The 13,818-nt window shown below is 57.3% G+C and carries 13 protein-coding genes, 1 tRNA gene and 1 pseudogene; 7 read left to right on the forward strand and 8 right to left on the reverse strand.

What is annotated here, in order from left to right; translation table 11 throughout:
* Window positions 1-18: 18 nt before the first annotated feature.
* Window positions 19-1,485, forward strand: coding sequence for a DUF1501 domain-containing protein (locus FJ398_08685; GenBank protein ID MBM3838029.1), 1,467 nt, complete (start codon window positions 19-21; stop codon window positions 1,483-1,485).
* A gap of 8 nt (window positions 1,486-1,493) precedes the next feature.
* Here FJ398_08685 and FJ398_08690 read toward each other — a convergent pair whose 3' ends face one another.
* Window positions 1,494-2,333 (reverse strand): hypothetical protein, encoded by an 840-nt coding sequence (locus FJ398_08690; GenBank protein ID MBM3838030.1) that lies wholly within the window; start codon window positions 2,331-2,333, stop codon window positions 1,494-1,496.
* Window positions 2,334-2,610: 277 nt separating this feature from the next.
* On the opposite strand from FJ398_08690, the gene FJ398_08695 reads away from it, so the two are divergent.
* The 4 genes from FJ398_08695 (at window position 2,611) to FJ398_08710 (ending at window position 4,415) form a co-directional block, all read left to right on the forward strand.
* Window positions 2,611-3,246: a hypothetical protein gene (locus FJ398_08695; protein ID MBM3838031.1), complete on the forward strand. Its 636-nt coding sequence runs from the start codon at window positions 2,611-2,613 to the stop codon at window positions 3,244-3,246.
* Window positions 3,247-3,282: 36 nt separating this feature from the next.
* The gene (locus FJ398_08700) at window positions 3,283-3,810 is read left to right on the forward strand and encodes a PEP-CTERM sorting domain-containing protein (protein ID MBM3838032.1); all 528 of its coding nucleotides are present in this window, start codon (window positions 3,283-3,285) and stop codon (window positions 3,808-3,810) included.
* Between the two features lie 149 nt (window positions 3,811-3,959).
* Window positions 3,960-4,035 (forward strand) — tRNA-Glu (locus FJ398_08705).
* Window positions 4,036-4,046: 11 nt separating this feature from the next.
* The gene (locus tag FJ398_08710) at window positions 4,047-4,415 is read left to right on the forward strand and encodes a hypothetical protein (protein MBM3838033.1); all 369 of its coding nucleotides are present in this window, start codon (window positions 4,047-4,049) and stop codon (window positions 4,413-4,415) included.
* Window positions 4,416-4,440: 25 nt separating this feature from the next.
* Here the strand turns inward: FJ398_08710 and FJ398_08715 are convergent, their stop codons facing one another.
* Window positions 4,441-5,058 (reverse strand): HNH endonuclease, encoded by a 618-nt coding sequence (locus FJ398_08715; protein ID MBM3838034.1) that lies wholly within the window; start codon window positions 5,056-5,058, stop codon window positions 4,441-4,443.
* A gap of 208 nt (window positions 5,059-5,266) precedes the next feature.
* Between FJ398_08715 and FJ398_08720 the strand changes: the two are divergent.
* Both FJ398_08720 and FJ398_08725 read left to right on the forward strand, forming a co-directional pair.
* A pseudogene (locus FJ398_08720) lies at window positions 5,267-5,431 on the forward strand (ISNCY family transposase).
* A gap of 798 nt (window positions 5,432-6,229) precedes the next feature.
* On the forward strand, window positions 6,230-7,030 hold the full coding sequence (locus FJ398_08725) for a type II secretion system protein (protein MBM3838035.1): 801 nt from the start codon (window positions 6,230-6,232) through the stop codon (window positions 7,028-7,030).
* A gap of 111 nt (window positions 7,031-7,141) precedes the next feature.
* On the opposite strand, the gene FJ398_08730 is transcribed toward FJ398_08725, so the two are convergent.
* The 6 genes from FJ398_08730 to FJ398_08755 form a co-directional block, all read right to left on the reverse strand.
* Entirely contained in the window at window positions 7,142-7,945 is an 804-nt protein-coding gene (locus FJ398_08730; GenBank protein MBM3838036.1) for a hypothetical protein, read from the reverse strand.
* A gap of 426 nt (window positions 7,946-8,371) precedes the next feature.
* Window positions 8,372-9,355 (reverse strand): ROK family protein, encoded by a 984-nt coding sequence (locus tag FJ398_08735; GenBank protein ID MBM3838037.1) that lies wholly within the window; start codon window positions 9,353-9,355, stop codon window positions 8,372-8,374.
* A 263-nt stretch (window positions 9,356-9,618) separates the two neighbouring features.
* Window positions 9,619-10,452 carry a type II secretion system protein gene (locus FJ398_08740; GenBank protein ID MBM3838038.1) on the reverse strand — a complete coding sequence of 278 codons (834 nt, stop codon included), beginning with the start codon at window positions 10,450-10,452 and terminating at the stop codon, window positions 9,619-9,621.
* A 21-nt stretch (window positions 10,453-10,473) separates the two neighbouring features.
* Window positions 10,474-11,592, reverse strand: coding sequence for a hypothetical protein (locus FJ398_08745; GenBank protein MBM3838039.1), 1,119 nt, complete (start codon window positions 11,590-11,592; stop codon window positions 10,474-10,476).
* Window positions 11,593-11,851: 259 nt separating this feature from the next.
* Entirely contained in the window at window positions 11,852-12,397 is a 546-nt protein-coding gene (locus FJ398_08750; protein MBM3838040.1) for a hypothetical protein, read from the reverse strand.
* 596 nt (window positions 12,398-12,993) lie between these two features.
* Window positions 12,994-13,683, reverse strand: coding sequence for a methyltransferase (locus tag FJ398_08755; protein MBM3838041.1), 690 nt, complete (start codon window positions 13,681-13,683; stop codon window positions 12,994-12,996).
* Between the last annotated feature and the right edge of the window lie 135 nt (window positions 13,684-13,818).

Here is a 13,818-nt window from a genome sequence, read left to right on the forward strand (position 1 = left end):
TTACTGAATGGGCGTCTCATGAGAGCGAAACATCATGAAATCCCTGCGTTTCCCAGGCGTGATTTCCTTTGGCGTGTCGGCGGCGGGTTGGGTGGGATTGCGCTGACGCATCTGCTCGCGCGGAGTGGGGCGTTCGCGGATGCGGCCGCGGAATCCCGAGGACTCGCGTCCACAGCAACGTCTGATCTCAACGGCGGGCTGCACCATCGGGCGAAAGTCAAACGCGTCGTCCAGCTTTTCATGAACGGCGGCGCGAGCCAGTGCGACACGTTCGATTACAAACCCGAATTGATCAAACGCAGCGGGGAGAAGTTCGATTCCGGCTTGACCGCGACGGCGACCAGCGTGCCGGGGAACCTGATGACGAGCCCGTGGGACTGGAAGCAGCACGGCCAATGCGGCCGCTGGGTCAGCAGCGTGTTCCCGCACCTTGCGACGTGCGTCGATGATCTCGCGTTTCTCATGGCGATGGCGTCGAAGACGAACGTTCACGGACCCGGGGTTTATTTCCAAAACACCGGATTTGTCATGCCAGGCTTTCCTTGCCTGGGCGCGTGGATTTCCTACGGATTGGGCAGCTCGAGCGAGAACTGGCCCGCGTTCGTCGTGATCCCGGACTCACGCGGATTGCCCTACAACTCGACGGGAGCTTTCTCCACCGGCTTCCTTCCGGTCGTTCATCAGGGTTTGGTGATCAAACCGGGTTCTCCAAATCCGATTGCGGATTTGCGGCCGCCCGAATCCGCCCAATTCATCAGCGAGGCCAGTGAAGCGGAAGGGCTGGCGCTGTTGAACAAGATGAATCGCGAGCATTTGGCGGAATGGCCCGACGACTCGCGGTTGGAAGCGCGCATCGCGTCTTACGAAATGGCTGCCAAGATGCAACTCAACGCACCCGCCGCGCTTGATCTCTCCGGAGAAACTGACGCCACGCGCAAGCGGTATGGGCTCGACAACAAAATCACGGAGGATTTTGGCCGCAACTGTCTCGTGGCCCGGCGGCTTTTGGAGCGCGGCGTGCGGTTCGTGCAGGTCTGGAGCGGAACCGCCGGCGCGAGCGGGAACTGGGACAACCATAACGACGTCGGCAAGGAACTGGAATTCATCGCCACGCGAACCGACAAGGGCGCGGCGGGCCTGGTGAAGGATCTGAAAGCGCGCGGCATGTTCGAGGACACGCTCGTGATCTGGACCACGGAATTTGGACGCATGCCTTTCAGTCAGGGCAGCAAGGGCCGCGATCACAACGGCGGCACGTTTGTGACCTGGCTGGCGGGGGCCGGGATCAACGGTGGCGCGACTTTCGGCGAGAGTGACGAACTATCGTTTAAGACCGCGCACGACCGCACTTACTGCTACGATCTCCACGCGACAGTTCTGCACCTGCTGGGGATCGACCATGAGAGACTGACCTTTCGGCACAACGGCACAAACCGCCGGCTCACGGATGTGCACGGGCGGGTGTTAAAAGAGATCCTCGTTTGAGGCTCGCGCTAGATCTCCAAGAGATCGAGCAAACCCAGGCGCAGCGACTCGTAATTGGCCAGCATGGTCTGGCCGGTCTGGGTGAGCAGGCTGAGGCGGTTGTACTCGACGGTCTCCGTGGTCGTGTTCGTGTTTTGAATGCGATCCACGGTGGACTGTAGATTCTCTTCCAGGCTGACCAGAAGATCATTGGCGTCGTCGATGAAGTCCTTGGTGGAACTGGCTCTCGTCTGGAGAATGCCCAGATTCGCGATGGCGGTGCTCACCGTTGCCTGGGCGGCCGCCGCGGCCGTGGTAGTGGAGACGCTGACGGTGTCGAAGAAAACGTCGTTGATCCCGCCCGCCGCCGCGTTGGCGTTGTAGTTGATCGCTTGCAGCGTGTATTGCGCCCCGTCCTCGTCGATGATGGTCGTGTAACTGGTCCCGAACAGGGACTGGTTGTTGAACGTCCTCCGGCCAATGTCGCTGATGAAAGCCTGGATCTGCGCGAACTCGATCTGGTAAGACGACCGCTCATCGGCCGTTGTCGAAGTGTTGGAGGACAGCACGGCAAGCGCACTGAGCCGGCTGAGTTTGGTGGAAACCGTTGTGAGAAAATCGCTCTGGCTCTGAACTAGGTCGGACGCATTGCTGAGGTTCGCTTCCACGGCGTCCAACCGCTTGATCTGGCTGTTTAGCTTGCCGGTTTGGGCAACGCCGGACGGATCATCTCCGGAATCGACAATGTGCAACCCGCTGGTGAGGCGTTCCAGAGACTTCTGGAGCAGCAACGTGTTGTCGTCCAGGATGCGCGCCAGTTTCTTGCTCTGAAAGCTGGTGAGGATTTCGTTGACAGGACTTATGGCCATAGGATTTCCCGTGCTCCCGACTGGAAAAGCTATTTCAACGCCGGATTAAGCTATCACATCAAATGCTCTCGAATTGGACCGTTCCTGACACGCTGGGGATTGCATACACCAAGCCAGCCCGATTGTCGAAACAATTCTTTCTTAGAGCCTGTCCGAAAATGTCCGAAAGTGCCCGAAAGTCTATCTAAGAATTGCAGAAGATTGCAGAAAAATCTGTTGACATGGGTGACGCGATTTGAGAGATTGCCACCACACACGGAACAACTAACATCATAAAATGAGAACAAAAACACTACTTCTTACAGCTGCACTGAGTGCGGCAGGTGTCGCCACCTCAATGGCGCAAGTCTTCTCTGTAAACGCGGTGGGTTACGTTACGACGAAAATCCCGGCCGGGAAGTTCGCCCTGATTTCCAATCCATTGATCGCCACCGACAACAAGATTGAAACATTGTTCGCCGGGCAAAACGTCCAGATCTTCAAGTTCGACTCCACAAAAGGAGCTTGGGATACTGCGCAGTTTGACGATCTTGAGAACAAGGTTATTGGGCCTGCGGCAGCCAAGGAATTGAAGCCGGGAGAAGGCGTCTTCGTTAAGAACCTTGGAAAGACCGACATCAGCGTGACGTTCGTTGGTGAAGTGCCTGCTGGCGATCTATCCAATCCGTTGCCAAAAGGTTTGTCAGTTAGGAGTTCCCAAGTCCCACAGAAGGGAAAACTAAAAGATGCTCTCGGTCTTAGCGGTGAAGTTGGAGATTCAATCTTCCGCTGGACTGGTGACAACTATAAACAGCTCCTCTACGACGACCTGGATAATAATTGGTCGCCAAACGACGACATCGACGTCGGCGAAGCGTTCTTTATCTCCAAGAAAAACGCAGGTGATTGGAAACGAAAATTCACGATTAACTAATAAACAAATCAGAACTCTAACTCACTAAAATCAAATATGAAAAAGGTACTGATCGCCTTAGCTGCACTTGTAGTGACAACCTCGGTCTTCGGACAAGGAACTGTCGTATTTAACAATCGAAACCCGGCCGCTGGAATTGATGCAAAGATTCTACTGCCTGGTGGAGCGGGAGTGAGTGGTGCGGCGTTCACGGCCGATTTGATAGCTGGTCCGGCGGGCACTGCTTTGGCCAAGCTTGTGCCAGTCGCAGGTTCAACGACGACATTCAGAACTGGCGCTGCAGCTGGTTATGTTAACTCTACTACGGTGACCATTCCTGGCATCGCTGCTGGAGGGCAAGCAACCATCGCAGTGCGCGCCTATAACGGCAGCACATACGCTGGCTCTTCGTTATTCGGAACATCAGCACCGATCACTATCGGCACTGGCAATCCAACTACATCTCCTCCGGGCACACCTACGGACATGGTTGGGCTGACCGGATTCACGCTCGTTCCAGAGCCATCTACTATCGCGTTGGCAATCCTTGGCATCGCTGGTCTGCTGATCCGACGCCGTAAGTAGGGGTCCTTTCGCCTGTTCTCATTTAGCCGCTCGAAAGAGCGGCTTTTTTTTTCGATCAATGCAAATGAAAGCGAAAGAGAGCTGGAGTCGCTGGAGTCGGAGATTGATTGACAGAGCAACTTGCTGAATTAGCATTAGCAGGACTTGGCGGCGCGTTCGTCTATCGGTTCAGGACACGGCCCTCTCAAGGCTGAAAGACGGGTTCGATTCCCGTACGCGCTACCATCCACCCACTGATGAGGCCATTCCAAATCATCTTTAATCCAATCAGTGCGGCTGAACTTGCAAAGATGCCACGTGAGTTGCAGTTATTCATCCTGGGTGAATTCCGAGGATTGCCTCACGAGGTACTGACAACCGAGCTCGAGCGATTTGGGAAGCTTGAACGAGATGGCAAGGTCCTTCACCGCTTTCGGCTTGGCGATTACCGTGTTTACTTCGAGCGACACGAGCTTGGACTCGTTGTTTATCGAATCCTTAGCAAGAACACGTTGAAGGATTTTCTGTTCCGATCCAGTTTGCCGACGGGAGAGGACGCAGCACTTCAGGATAACCCTAAGTTCTGGGAGTTGATCGAAGCCACGCGTGGTAGAAACCGGGAATGATGGGGATGGAGCAGTCCGGAGAGAATCAGACACCGTCTCCGATCTCGACGTTCCAATAGGCGATATCGAGAAAGTGCTTCCAACTATCGTGGTAATTCAAGCCCAGATTGACTTGAATGAATGGGCGCCACTTCGGCCGTTTCGGCTTTCGGATGAGATGCATCCCGGCTTCCTGGGGCGTTCGATTAGCCTTCTTCGTGTTGCAAGGGACGCAGGAACAAACGATGTTTTCCCAGGAAGTTGGTCCTCCGCGATGTTTGGGGATGACGTGATCCAGGTTTAGGTCTTTTCTGTCAAAGACCCCGCCGCAATACTGACACGTATTCTCGTCCCTCTCGAATACATTGAAGCGAGTGAACTTGACCTCCTTCTTTGGAAGCCTATCGAAGAGCACCAACAGGATGACTCTTGGGACCCGGATCCGAAATGAGATGGTATGGATGCTCTCGGGGTGGGGTTGCCGCTCAGAAAAATCCTGCCACTGGTTAAAATTAAAAGTCTGGAATGAGCCATCATGCGCTCCAAGCACGGCTTGGGCGCGGCCTTCAAACAAGAGCGTCAATGCCCTGCGCGCACTGCACACATTGACTGCTTGCCAGAGGCGATTGAGCACCAAAACCTGTTGATTCAAGCATGAGATCATAAACCGTCGGCGCGGACGCTAACATATGGCTCACGAAAGTGTCAATCGCCTCAGAATCATTTTGAATCATGCGTCCGTGAACGGCCTGCGCAATCGGCAGGTTCAAACCGTCGAGCCGCTGCGCGCCGACTGGAAAGAGAGGTTGGCCGCGTGAAGTCCTGGGTCAGTCTCCTCCAGAAAACGCGTCAGGTCTTCGGCGGACTGACCGATGAGCGCCAAGGCAAGAACCTCCGTTACTCGATGGAGGATTGCCACCAGCGCCTTCAGTGTGTTCTTTACGCAGTCGCCCTCGTTTCTGACCTATCAGAAAACCATGCCGCAAAACAAAGGGCGCAGCAATGCCCAGACGCTTTTCGAAATGGAGCAAATCCCAGTGACTGGCAAAACAATCTGCAATGGGGCGGTCCGGATTGCGCTGATGTAGTCCCTGAGTCTCCCGACAAGGATTGATTGTAGAGTATATGGTGCGGGGTGTGGTCTGTTTGCACCCTGGACGCCCGGCTCCGGCACATGCCAATTCTTGTTAATCTGGGGCAGGACGGCGACCAATGCTTGGATACGAATTTGGGGGGTATAAGGTCTTAGAGCGTGTCCGAAAATTCCGCGGGGTCCTGTTTTCGCGCCAAAGGCCGGATGGCGAGGCGCGACGAAGGAGAATATCCTCCCTGGATCTTCGACTGAGGAGCAACGAAGCCAGGCGGCCTTTGGCGCGAAAACCCTCCGGGCGGCGGGTCTTTTGTCCGTGGCCTGCGTTGGCTCGGTCCTTACAGCCCGCGTTGGGGATGCTCGGACCTCGCCGCCTTGGCCACAGCCAAAATCCCTCGCCGCAGGACCCCGCGCAATTTTCGGACACGCTCTTAGTCACGCCTGGAGCTTGTGGCCAAGCAACGACCTAGTGATGCGTCTCACAAATGGCTGGAGTTATGTTGCGCCCAAAACGGCCTGGGGCAAGGCGCGACGAGGGAGCATAGCCCCAGTGCTCTGCGACCGAGGAGCGACGCAGCCCCAGACCGTTTTCGGCGCAACCCTTCGGCCGCAGGTCTTTTGGCCTCCCGCTTCGTTGCTCGCGCCTTACAAACCTTTGCCATTTTGTATCAAACCTCGCGCGGCCTTCTGAGTTGCATAGGTCCAGCGCCGATGCCACACTTCAACCGCCAAATCCAACTCTGCTATGAAACTCAAAACCCAAGCTTTCACTCTCATCGAACTGCTCGTCGTCATAGCCATCATTGCCATCCTGGCGGGGATGTTGTTGCCCGCGCTCTCGAAGTCCAAGACCAAGGCGCAAGGCATCTCCTGCATGAGCAACCTCAAGCAGATTCAATTGGCCGGATTGATGTATCCCGAGGACAACAATGACAAGATCGCGCCGTCCGGCGACGACAACAACCCGGCCTGGGTCTATGGCTGGCTGGATTTCTCGCCGAACAATCAGGTCAATACGAACATCCAATACCTGATCGATCCGAAGTGGTCGTTGTTCGCGCCCTACATCTCGTCGCCGACCGTTTATCTCTGTCCCGCTGACAGAAGCTGGGTCATGATGGGCGGGAAGAAGATGTCCCGCGTCCGGAGCATGGGGATGAGCCAGGCGTTCAATTGCATGGGATCCTGGCTGCCGGCGCCGAAATACAAAGTTTTCCGAAAGCTCGCCGAAATCACCAAGCCTTCTCCCGCACAGGTCTATTGTCTGGTGGATGAGCATCCGGACAGCATCAACGCGGGCGGCTTTGCCAATCAGATGGTGGAGAGCGCCGCCGCCGCACGGATCATCGACTTTCCCGCGAGCTACCACAACGGGGCAGGCGGCATCAGTTTCATGGATGGCCACGCGGAAATCCGGAAATGGTCGGACCCTCGCACCCGCCCTCCAGTCAAAAACAACAACCAACTCACCCTCAACGTCGCCTCGGCGAACAACAAGGACATGATCTGGTTGAGCGAACGCACGACGAGCCTCACGAAAGAGTGATTGTGCGGGAGCCAAGCCGGAAAGACGGCTCAATGCACAAAGCCGCCTGAGCTGAGGCTGAGGCACGGGCCAGGCGCGCGCGCTCCCCAATGCTTGCCGGTTTCTCTGGTCTTAGAAAACTTGCCGGACAGTGGCTTGCCTCGCGAAGGCCGACCAGTTTCGGATCAGTTCGTGACGTGACAAACGATACGCGCCGGCCAGCGCCTCCAATTCACTGGCGCCTTTCTTCATCGCGGTGACGAACTGAATGAAGGCATTCGCATTCGTCCGGATGAGATACCGGACCAAGCTCTGGGCGATTCCGTAATCGATCGCACTCAATTCCTTCTTGTCGAAGAGACGCGAGACGGCGCTCGGCTGGCGCAACGCGTAGCGCGCGCCTTCGATGTGCTTCCGGCTCGCGTCTGAAGCCGGGACCAGCGTTGCCGCCATGAAATCGGCCAAACCTTCCTCGACCCAGCGGGCAACCGACCGGGAGGAAATCAACCGGTTCATGAACGCATGCGTGCCTTCGTGCACCAGCACTTCGGAGAACCTCCGAGTCGCTTCCGCTTTGGTGTCCCCGAAGTCCCGCACGCCGCTGATGACGATGTGCGAGAAGGCCCCGCGCGTCGCGTGGTAGCCGTCGGCGTGCGAGGCGGAAGCATTCGACCGCGACACGCGATCCACTTCCTCCGTGAACCGAAGGAAGTGCGCTGGTTCCCAGAAGATGTAGATGGGGCATTTCCCGATCCACACCGGGTCCGTCTTCGCCAGATTGAATTGCGCGCGCAGCCTGGCGAACATGTCCTCGCAAATTCGGCCGAGCGCGGCGTCGTTGGAAGGATTCCACGCGCTGAAGATGAGAAAGTGTTCCGTCTCCACCAGATGCATGGTGGGCGCGATGGTCTGGCGCGTTTGCTCGGCCCAGTCCATGGCCAGGAGACGGTTCAGAGCGACCTGCGCTGAGAAAGGCGGAGGGCTGACGGCAATTCGGGACGCGTTCGGAGCGGCTGGAACACCTGGACTGGAATAGCCGATCCCTTGAAAAGCGATAAAAAGAATCGCCAGGATGGGTCTTAAATTTCGAGATTGCGGAGCGCGACTGCGTCCGGAGGAACAGTCGCCGTGCAGCGGCTGGTCTGCGACAGAGCCGTGCCCCGGCCCAGGCAACGAAGAGAACCGAGGCTTTGTTGTCTTCGTTGCCTTTTGTTGAAACTTTGTCCGGCGCTTGGCCATCACGATTTGACGCTCAATGATTTAGCACTTCCTCTGCCAACAAACGAACTGCAGCCAGGAGTCGAGGAATCCTTCGGCGGGAAACTGGGGGTAACAGGAGGAAACAGAGTCAACAGAGTTCCGTCACTTTGTTTCCCGGCGGGCGAGCACGGCGCCACCGACGATGCCGGCGTCGTCGCCGAGCTTGGAGGCGATGATCTCGATTCCTTTGGCGATGCCGCCGAGCGCGTAGTCCTTCGCCGTTTCCACAATGATCGCCATCATGTCGTCCTCCAGCGCGTAGATGATTCCGCCGCCGAGCACGACGACTTCCGGGTTGAGCAGGTTGATGACGTTGGCCACGCCGATGCCGATGTATTCGGCGGCTTCTTCGATGAGCTTTTCCAGAAACTTGTCACCCTTCCGCAGCGCCTTGCGGAGATCCCCGCTGCGCATGTCGATGAGATCATCACCCAGGATGTCGGTCAGGACGGTTTTCTGGCCGTCTTTGACGGCGGCCTGGATTTTGCGAAAGATGGCCTGGCGGCTGGCGACGGCTTCGAAGCAGCCGCGATTGCCGCAACTGCACTTTGGCCCGGCGACTTCGATGACCATGTGGCCGATTTCGCCTGCGGACCGGTTGAAGCCGGAATAGGGTTTGCCATTCAAGATCAAGCCGGCGCCAATCCCGGTGCCGATGAAGATTCCGACCATATCCTTCGGCTTGGACTGCAGTTCGCATTCATACACTCCCAAAGTGCACACGTTGCAGTCATTCTCCACGAACACCGGGATATCGAGAATCTTCTCCAACTCCTTCTTCAACGGCGCGTCTTCCCAGCCCAAATTGGGCGCGACACGCACCTGGCCGGTCTCGGGATCAACGGGGCCTGGCGCGCCGACGCCCACGCCTTTGACTTTCTTGAGGTCGAGATCGCATTCGTCCACGGCATCGCGGACGCACCGGGCGATGCGTTCGATGACCGCCTCCGGGCCGCGCTGAGCTTTGGTGCTGATCTTGGCGCGGCCCGCGCACTTGAGGTTGTGACTGAAGACCCCGGCGAGGATTTTCGTCCCGCCGAGATCGACCCCTACGTAATATTCCTGCTTGCCGCCGGATTCGGCCATATGCCATTTGAGCCAACTGTCTCCATTCACCACAAGCTTACCGGGAAGGTCAATGGGGAAAGGGGCGCGGGGCGAAACGGAGACCGCGCCAAAGCCTCAATTGCAGGCGGATATTGCCAAAGCGACGAACAAGATCTGCAAAACGTTAAATGGGTTAAATCGGTTAAATCGGGAGGGAGAAAGTTCACAGAATGGAGCACTTTCCACCTTGCCCGACGTTTGACCCATTTAACCCATTTAACGATTCAACTTTGTAACCCAGTTCAAAGGTCGGTCAACAGATCAGGATGCGGCTCGTTGTCGTTGTTCCAACGCCGAAGGGCCGGATCGGCGCGCTGGAACAGTTTCTCTTCCTTGATGTTCTCGGAATGGCCGTCGCAGAAAGTAATGTTGTACGTGCCGCGATGACGCGCTTTGCTGGCGCGCGTGGCATCAACGCTGAAGAAGTTTTTCGCGGCCTGGGCATTGTTGCGGATGTTGATGTCGAGCAAGCCGTGCCCGCTGTAAGTGGTGGGGCCTTTGAGATTGTAATACGCCTTCAACATCAACGGCGTCACCAGGACCAGCGGCGCGTCTCCAAACGCAATCATATCCGCGGGCACCTTCACCTTGGCATCCGGGATGGCGGCCCATTCGTCCAGGCCGGAAATCTTGGCGTAGCCGCCGAGGCCCAGTTCGCTGAGCTCGAACTGAACTCCACTGGCGTTGTATCCATAGCTGCCGAGAGGCACAGCGCCCTCCGTGCCCTTGATCGTCATCCCCTTGTAGGTCGGGCACCGGTACAGCGGATCCATCCACTGGCTGGCCGTGTAGGGCTGCAACTCATCGTACCAATACACATACCAATCGCTGACGTCCGGACTCACGTTGTAGATCGGATACGCCTTGTGATCATCGACGTACATCGTCGTGGCGATCCCGAATTGGCGGATGTTGTTCCGGCATTTGGCGGACAACGCGCTGGACTTGGCGTTGGACAACGCAGGCAGAAGCATCCCGGCCAGGATGGCGATGATCGCGATCACAACCAGCAGTTCGATCAGCGTAAAGGCTCGAAGGGCCTCCGGATTTCGGGATGGATCACGCCGTGTTTTCACAACACTGAACCGCCAGGCACCCTAATTCGCCACGCCGACGATGCGATAGAACCGAGTCGCGCCTGAATTCGTCATGGTGTCGAGCAAGAACGGCTCCTTGGTTTCACCCAGCTTTCGCCAGGAAGCCTTGTCGCCGGGGTTTGTCGTGTACTCCACGCGATAAAGTCCCGTGTTGGCTTTGTCCCAGTTGATCAGAACGCGGCCGCTTGTGAGAGTGATTTTCAGGCCGGTGATTCCAGGCGGCGGGAGTTCTCCCTGCTGTCCAGAACGATTGGTCTCGAAAAGCCGGATAAACGAGGTCGCTGTCGTGAAATTATCGGGCGGCGGAGTGCTTTGCTCCCTGGAATTAACCTGAGCGACAATCCCGTAGCCCGGACGCAGCCAGTAGTAATTGCGGCTGAATTGCTGGGTAATCGGCTGGAACTGGCCGTCGCCGAAGAGATCGACCTCGACGTCGTATTGCACCAATTCGTTCACGCGGAGCGCTTCGCCGAAACCAATGCTCGGCAGATTGACCAGGCCGTGGGCATCTACCGTGAAGGTCGAAGTCACTTTGAAAATGGCGGCGATGGAGATTCGCTCGGGCGGGGCGGTGGGATCCTCAGGATCGGGTTCGCTGTCGAAAGTCGCGATGTCGATCTGGTAACTCGTGCTGGTCGTCCAGGTGTCTTTGTAATTGATGGTTTCTGGGAAATCGATGATCGGTTCGCTGAACTTGACGCCGGGTTTGTTCGGGTTCACGTCGGAGTCGTAGAACCCATAGACTTTGCGGCCCATTCCAGGAACCTGTTCCAGGTAGAGCCAATTTCGCGTTCCGTTGGCTTCCTCGGTCTTCCGTTCGGCGATTTTGGCATTTGGAAAGTCAGCGCCATGGTTGCCGTCCGACGGGGCTACATAGTCAAAGCGATAAACCTGGTCCACTGGCCCCGAGGTGAAATCCCAGACTTGCGGGCCGCCCGCGATGCCAAGTTTGCCGCTGACCGAGACGCTGCCTTTGTTCGCGTAAGCGCGGTAGTATTGTCCGATCTGGTAAACGATGTCCCTGGAGGTCACGTTGATCTGAGCGTGCGCCAGGCTGAGCGCAGACAGATTAACCGCGAGGATCAAACCGAGCCGGAAGAGAATCTTCGATGATATCATAGTCGTCTCCAGACTTATCAGCAGTCCAATGCTTCTCTGAATAGCACTATTGGTGCCAGCCGGCAGTTTGGTTCGGCTTGGCGGCCGCGGTGGTTTTGGCGAACGCAGGAGGCAAGATCGAAGCCACTTTCCGCGTAGCGCTTCCACAAACCGGCTTGCTTCTGCAACGCTTTTAATCTCGTAAAGTTTCCAGGATTATCAAGAGCCAAGTTGGGGGCAAGTTGCGGCTTTTCCGCGCGCATCGCGCAACTACAACCGATCAGGACACGTGAGGGCGCGTGTCCTCTCCAATTGGGACTGCAAGTCCGCCCGGAACCGATTCCCAGTTCATGGCGGACCATTCGCTTTCGATGTGAGGCGGCTTTTCCCCGTAGGGCCGCAGCGCCATGCCGCGGAAATGTTCTTCCAGATTTTTCTGCGCGCTGCGCCAGAAAACCAGGTTGTTCACGACGGCCAGGAGGGACCACGCGATCGCCAATTCCAACGGCCCGCTGCCCGCGAAGAGCATTCCGACCATGCCAACGAGAATCCAGGGCAGGACTAGAGTCCTGAAGACGGTTCCCAAAGTTGCGACCGCGGAATGCATTGAGACCAGGCCGCGCCACAAGCCGACCCGGCACACACACCAACAGTAACACAGGAACATGGCCGTGCCGCAGGCGATCATCAACGCCGCCACGCCCTGATTTGAGGCGAAAAGCCGGAATGCAAAGAGAGCGTCCAGGAAGGCCAGCGCGAGTGTGGGCCGCAGAAATCGTCTGTTGAACGCCTCCTGCATTCCGCAGGAGATTTCCCGGATCAGCATCGCTCGAAATCGTCGCAGGCCACGCAAATCTTCTCGTCGTCGTCCTCGTAATCGCGGCAATCAAGGACGAAGGACGAGTGCGTGGACGAGGACGAATCTGATTGTGCCCTCGACGCGGCTGCTTCGCATCGTGGCTTTGAAATTCCGAATGCCAGCGGCGTGCGACGAACCAGCAGGCCAGCCCGGCACAAAGCCACGCCGCGAAGTTCGTGCTGACGATGGAACTCCAAAACCACAACGTCGCTTGCGAGTAGGATCGGTCGAAGGCGAGTCCGAAACTTCCGGTTGGACTCAGCAAGGCGGCCAGATGGCTCCAGACTGGGTTGCCCCACGTGCGGCGAGCCCAAGTCCCAGAGCTGGAATTCCGGCAGCGCTGATCAGCATAAACAAGAGCGCGCTGCTATAAGCCGTCCGGGCTTGTTCACACAGCGACGAGGAACCGAGATGCGACAGATCGCCCCCTCTCCTGGGAGGGGAAGGGGTGGGTTCATGAGCCGTGCGCAGAGGTTCTTAAAACTTGGCTCCTCGGTGAGCCGATCCAATTGTTCCACGCGCGTCGTTCGGCTCGCCGAGACGGACTCGCCCTACCTTACTCCTCACGGCTTGTGACGAGCGCGCGAGCAGCGATAGACAAACGCCGGCGGAAGGTTCTTCCAGACCACAGGGCTGAGTTCGATGTGGGAAAAGCTGGCTTCCAATCTCCGCCGGAATTTCCGCGCCGCGGGCATCCAGAGCGCGTGAACGTAGGCGAACGAGGTGAAGACGCCGTCGGGAGCGAGCGCGTGCAAGACGGCGTTCATGATTCGTTGCTGCAACGCCGCATCGAACGTCGCCCAGGGCAAACCGCTGATGATGTATTTCGCCACCTGTTTGCGGTGCTGCGCGAGGTACTCGCTCAGTTTCTCCGCGGAATCATTGTAAACGATGAGCTCCGGGAATCGCCGCTGCAATGAGCGGGCATAGCTCGCGTTCAGTTCCAGGGTGAAAAACGTCGTGTCATTCCCAATGCGTTTCAGGATCAGCCCCGTGAACGCGCCGGTGCCCGGGCCGATCTCAATCACGGTGTCCGCCGACTTGAGGGCCAGCCCATGAATCATGGCGCGTGCGAGCGACCTTGAACTGGGACTCACGGAGCCGACCCGGGCGGGTTCTTTCATGAAGGCGCGGAAGAACTTGATACGCTCTTTCAGGTCATCTTCCAGTTCGCGAAGAAGCCAGGAGCCTTTGCCCCGGTCTTTGCCCCGGGATTCGTCCCTCCGCCTCCGCGTCGATGAAGAATCTTTCATGCGTTGCTCCTGAGAGCGTGTCCGAAAATTCCGCGGGGTCCTGTTTTCGCGCCAAAGGCCGGATGGCGAGGCGCGACGAAGGAGAATATCCTCCCTGGATCTTCGACTGAGGAGCAACGAAGCCAGGCGGCCTTT

It is taken from the genome of Verrucomicrobiota bacterium (assembly GCA_016871535.1).
Taxonomy (GTDB): Bacteria; Verrucomicrobiota; Verrucomicrobiia; order Limisphaerales; family SIBE01; genus VHCZ01.

Bases quoted from the DNA above. Each gene is read 5' to 3' on its own strand.
- FJ398_08685 (MBM3838029.1), top strand. From the start codon at position 19: ATGAGAGCGAAACATCATGAAATCCCTGCGTTTCCCAGGCGTGATTTC.
- FJ398_08690 (MBM3838030.1), bottom strand. From the start codon at position 2,333: ATGGCCATAAGTCCTGTCAACGAAATCCTCACCAGCTTTCAGAGCAAG.
- FJ398_08695 (MBM3838031.1), top strand. From the start codon at position 2,611: ATGAGAACAAAAACACTACTTCTTACAGCTGCACTGAGTGCGGCAGGT.
- FJ398_08700 (MBM3838032.1), top strand. From the start codon at position 3,283: ATGAAAAAGGTACTGATCGCCTTAGCTGCACTTGTAGTGACAACCTCG.
- FJ398_08710 (MBM3838033.1), top strand. From the start codon at position 4,047: ATGAGGCCATTCCAAATCATCTTTAATCCAATCAGTGCGGCTGAACTT.
- FJ398_08715 (MBM3838034.1), bottom strand. From the start codon at position 5,058: ATGATCTCATGCTTGAATCAACAGGTTTTGGTGCTCAATCGCCTCTGG.
- FJ398_08725 (MBM3838035.1), top strand. From the start codon at position 6,230: ATGAAACTCAAAACCCAAGCTTTCACTCTCATCGAACTGCTCGTCGTC.
- FJ398_08730 (MBM3838036.1), bottom strand. From the start codon at position 7,945: ATGGACTGGGCCGAGCAAACGCGCCAGACCATCGCGCCCACCATGCAT.
- FJ398_08735 (MBM3838037.1), bottom strand. From the start codon at position 9,355: ATGGCCGAATCCGGCGGCAAGCAGGAATATTACGTAGGGGTCGATCTC.
- FJ398_08745 (MBM3838039.1), bottom strand. From the start codon at position 11,592: ATGATATCATCGAAGATTCTCTTCCGGCTCGGTTTGATCCTCGCGGTT.
- FJ398_08750 (MBM3838040.1), bottom strand. From the start codon at position 12,397: ATGCTGATCCGGGAAATCTCCTGCGGAATGCAGGAGGCGTTCAACAGA.
- FJ398_08755 (MBM3838041.1), bottom strand. From the start codon at position 13,683: ATGAAAGATTCTTCATCGACGCGGAGGCGGAGGGACGAATCCCGGGGC.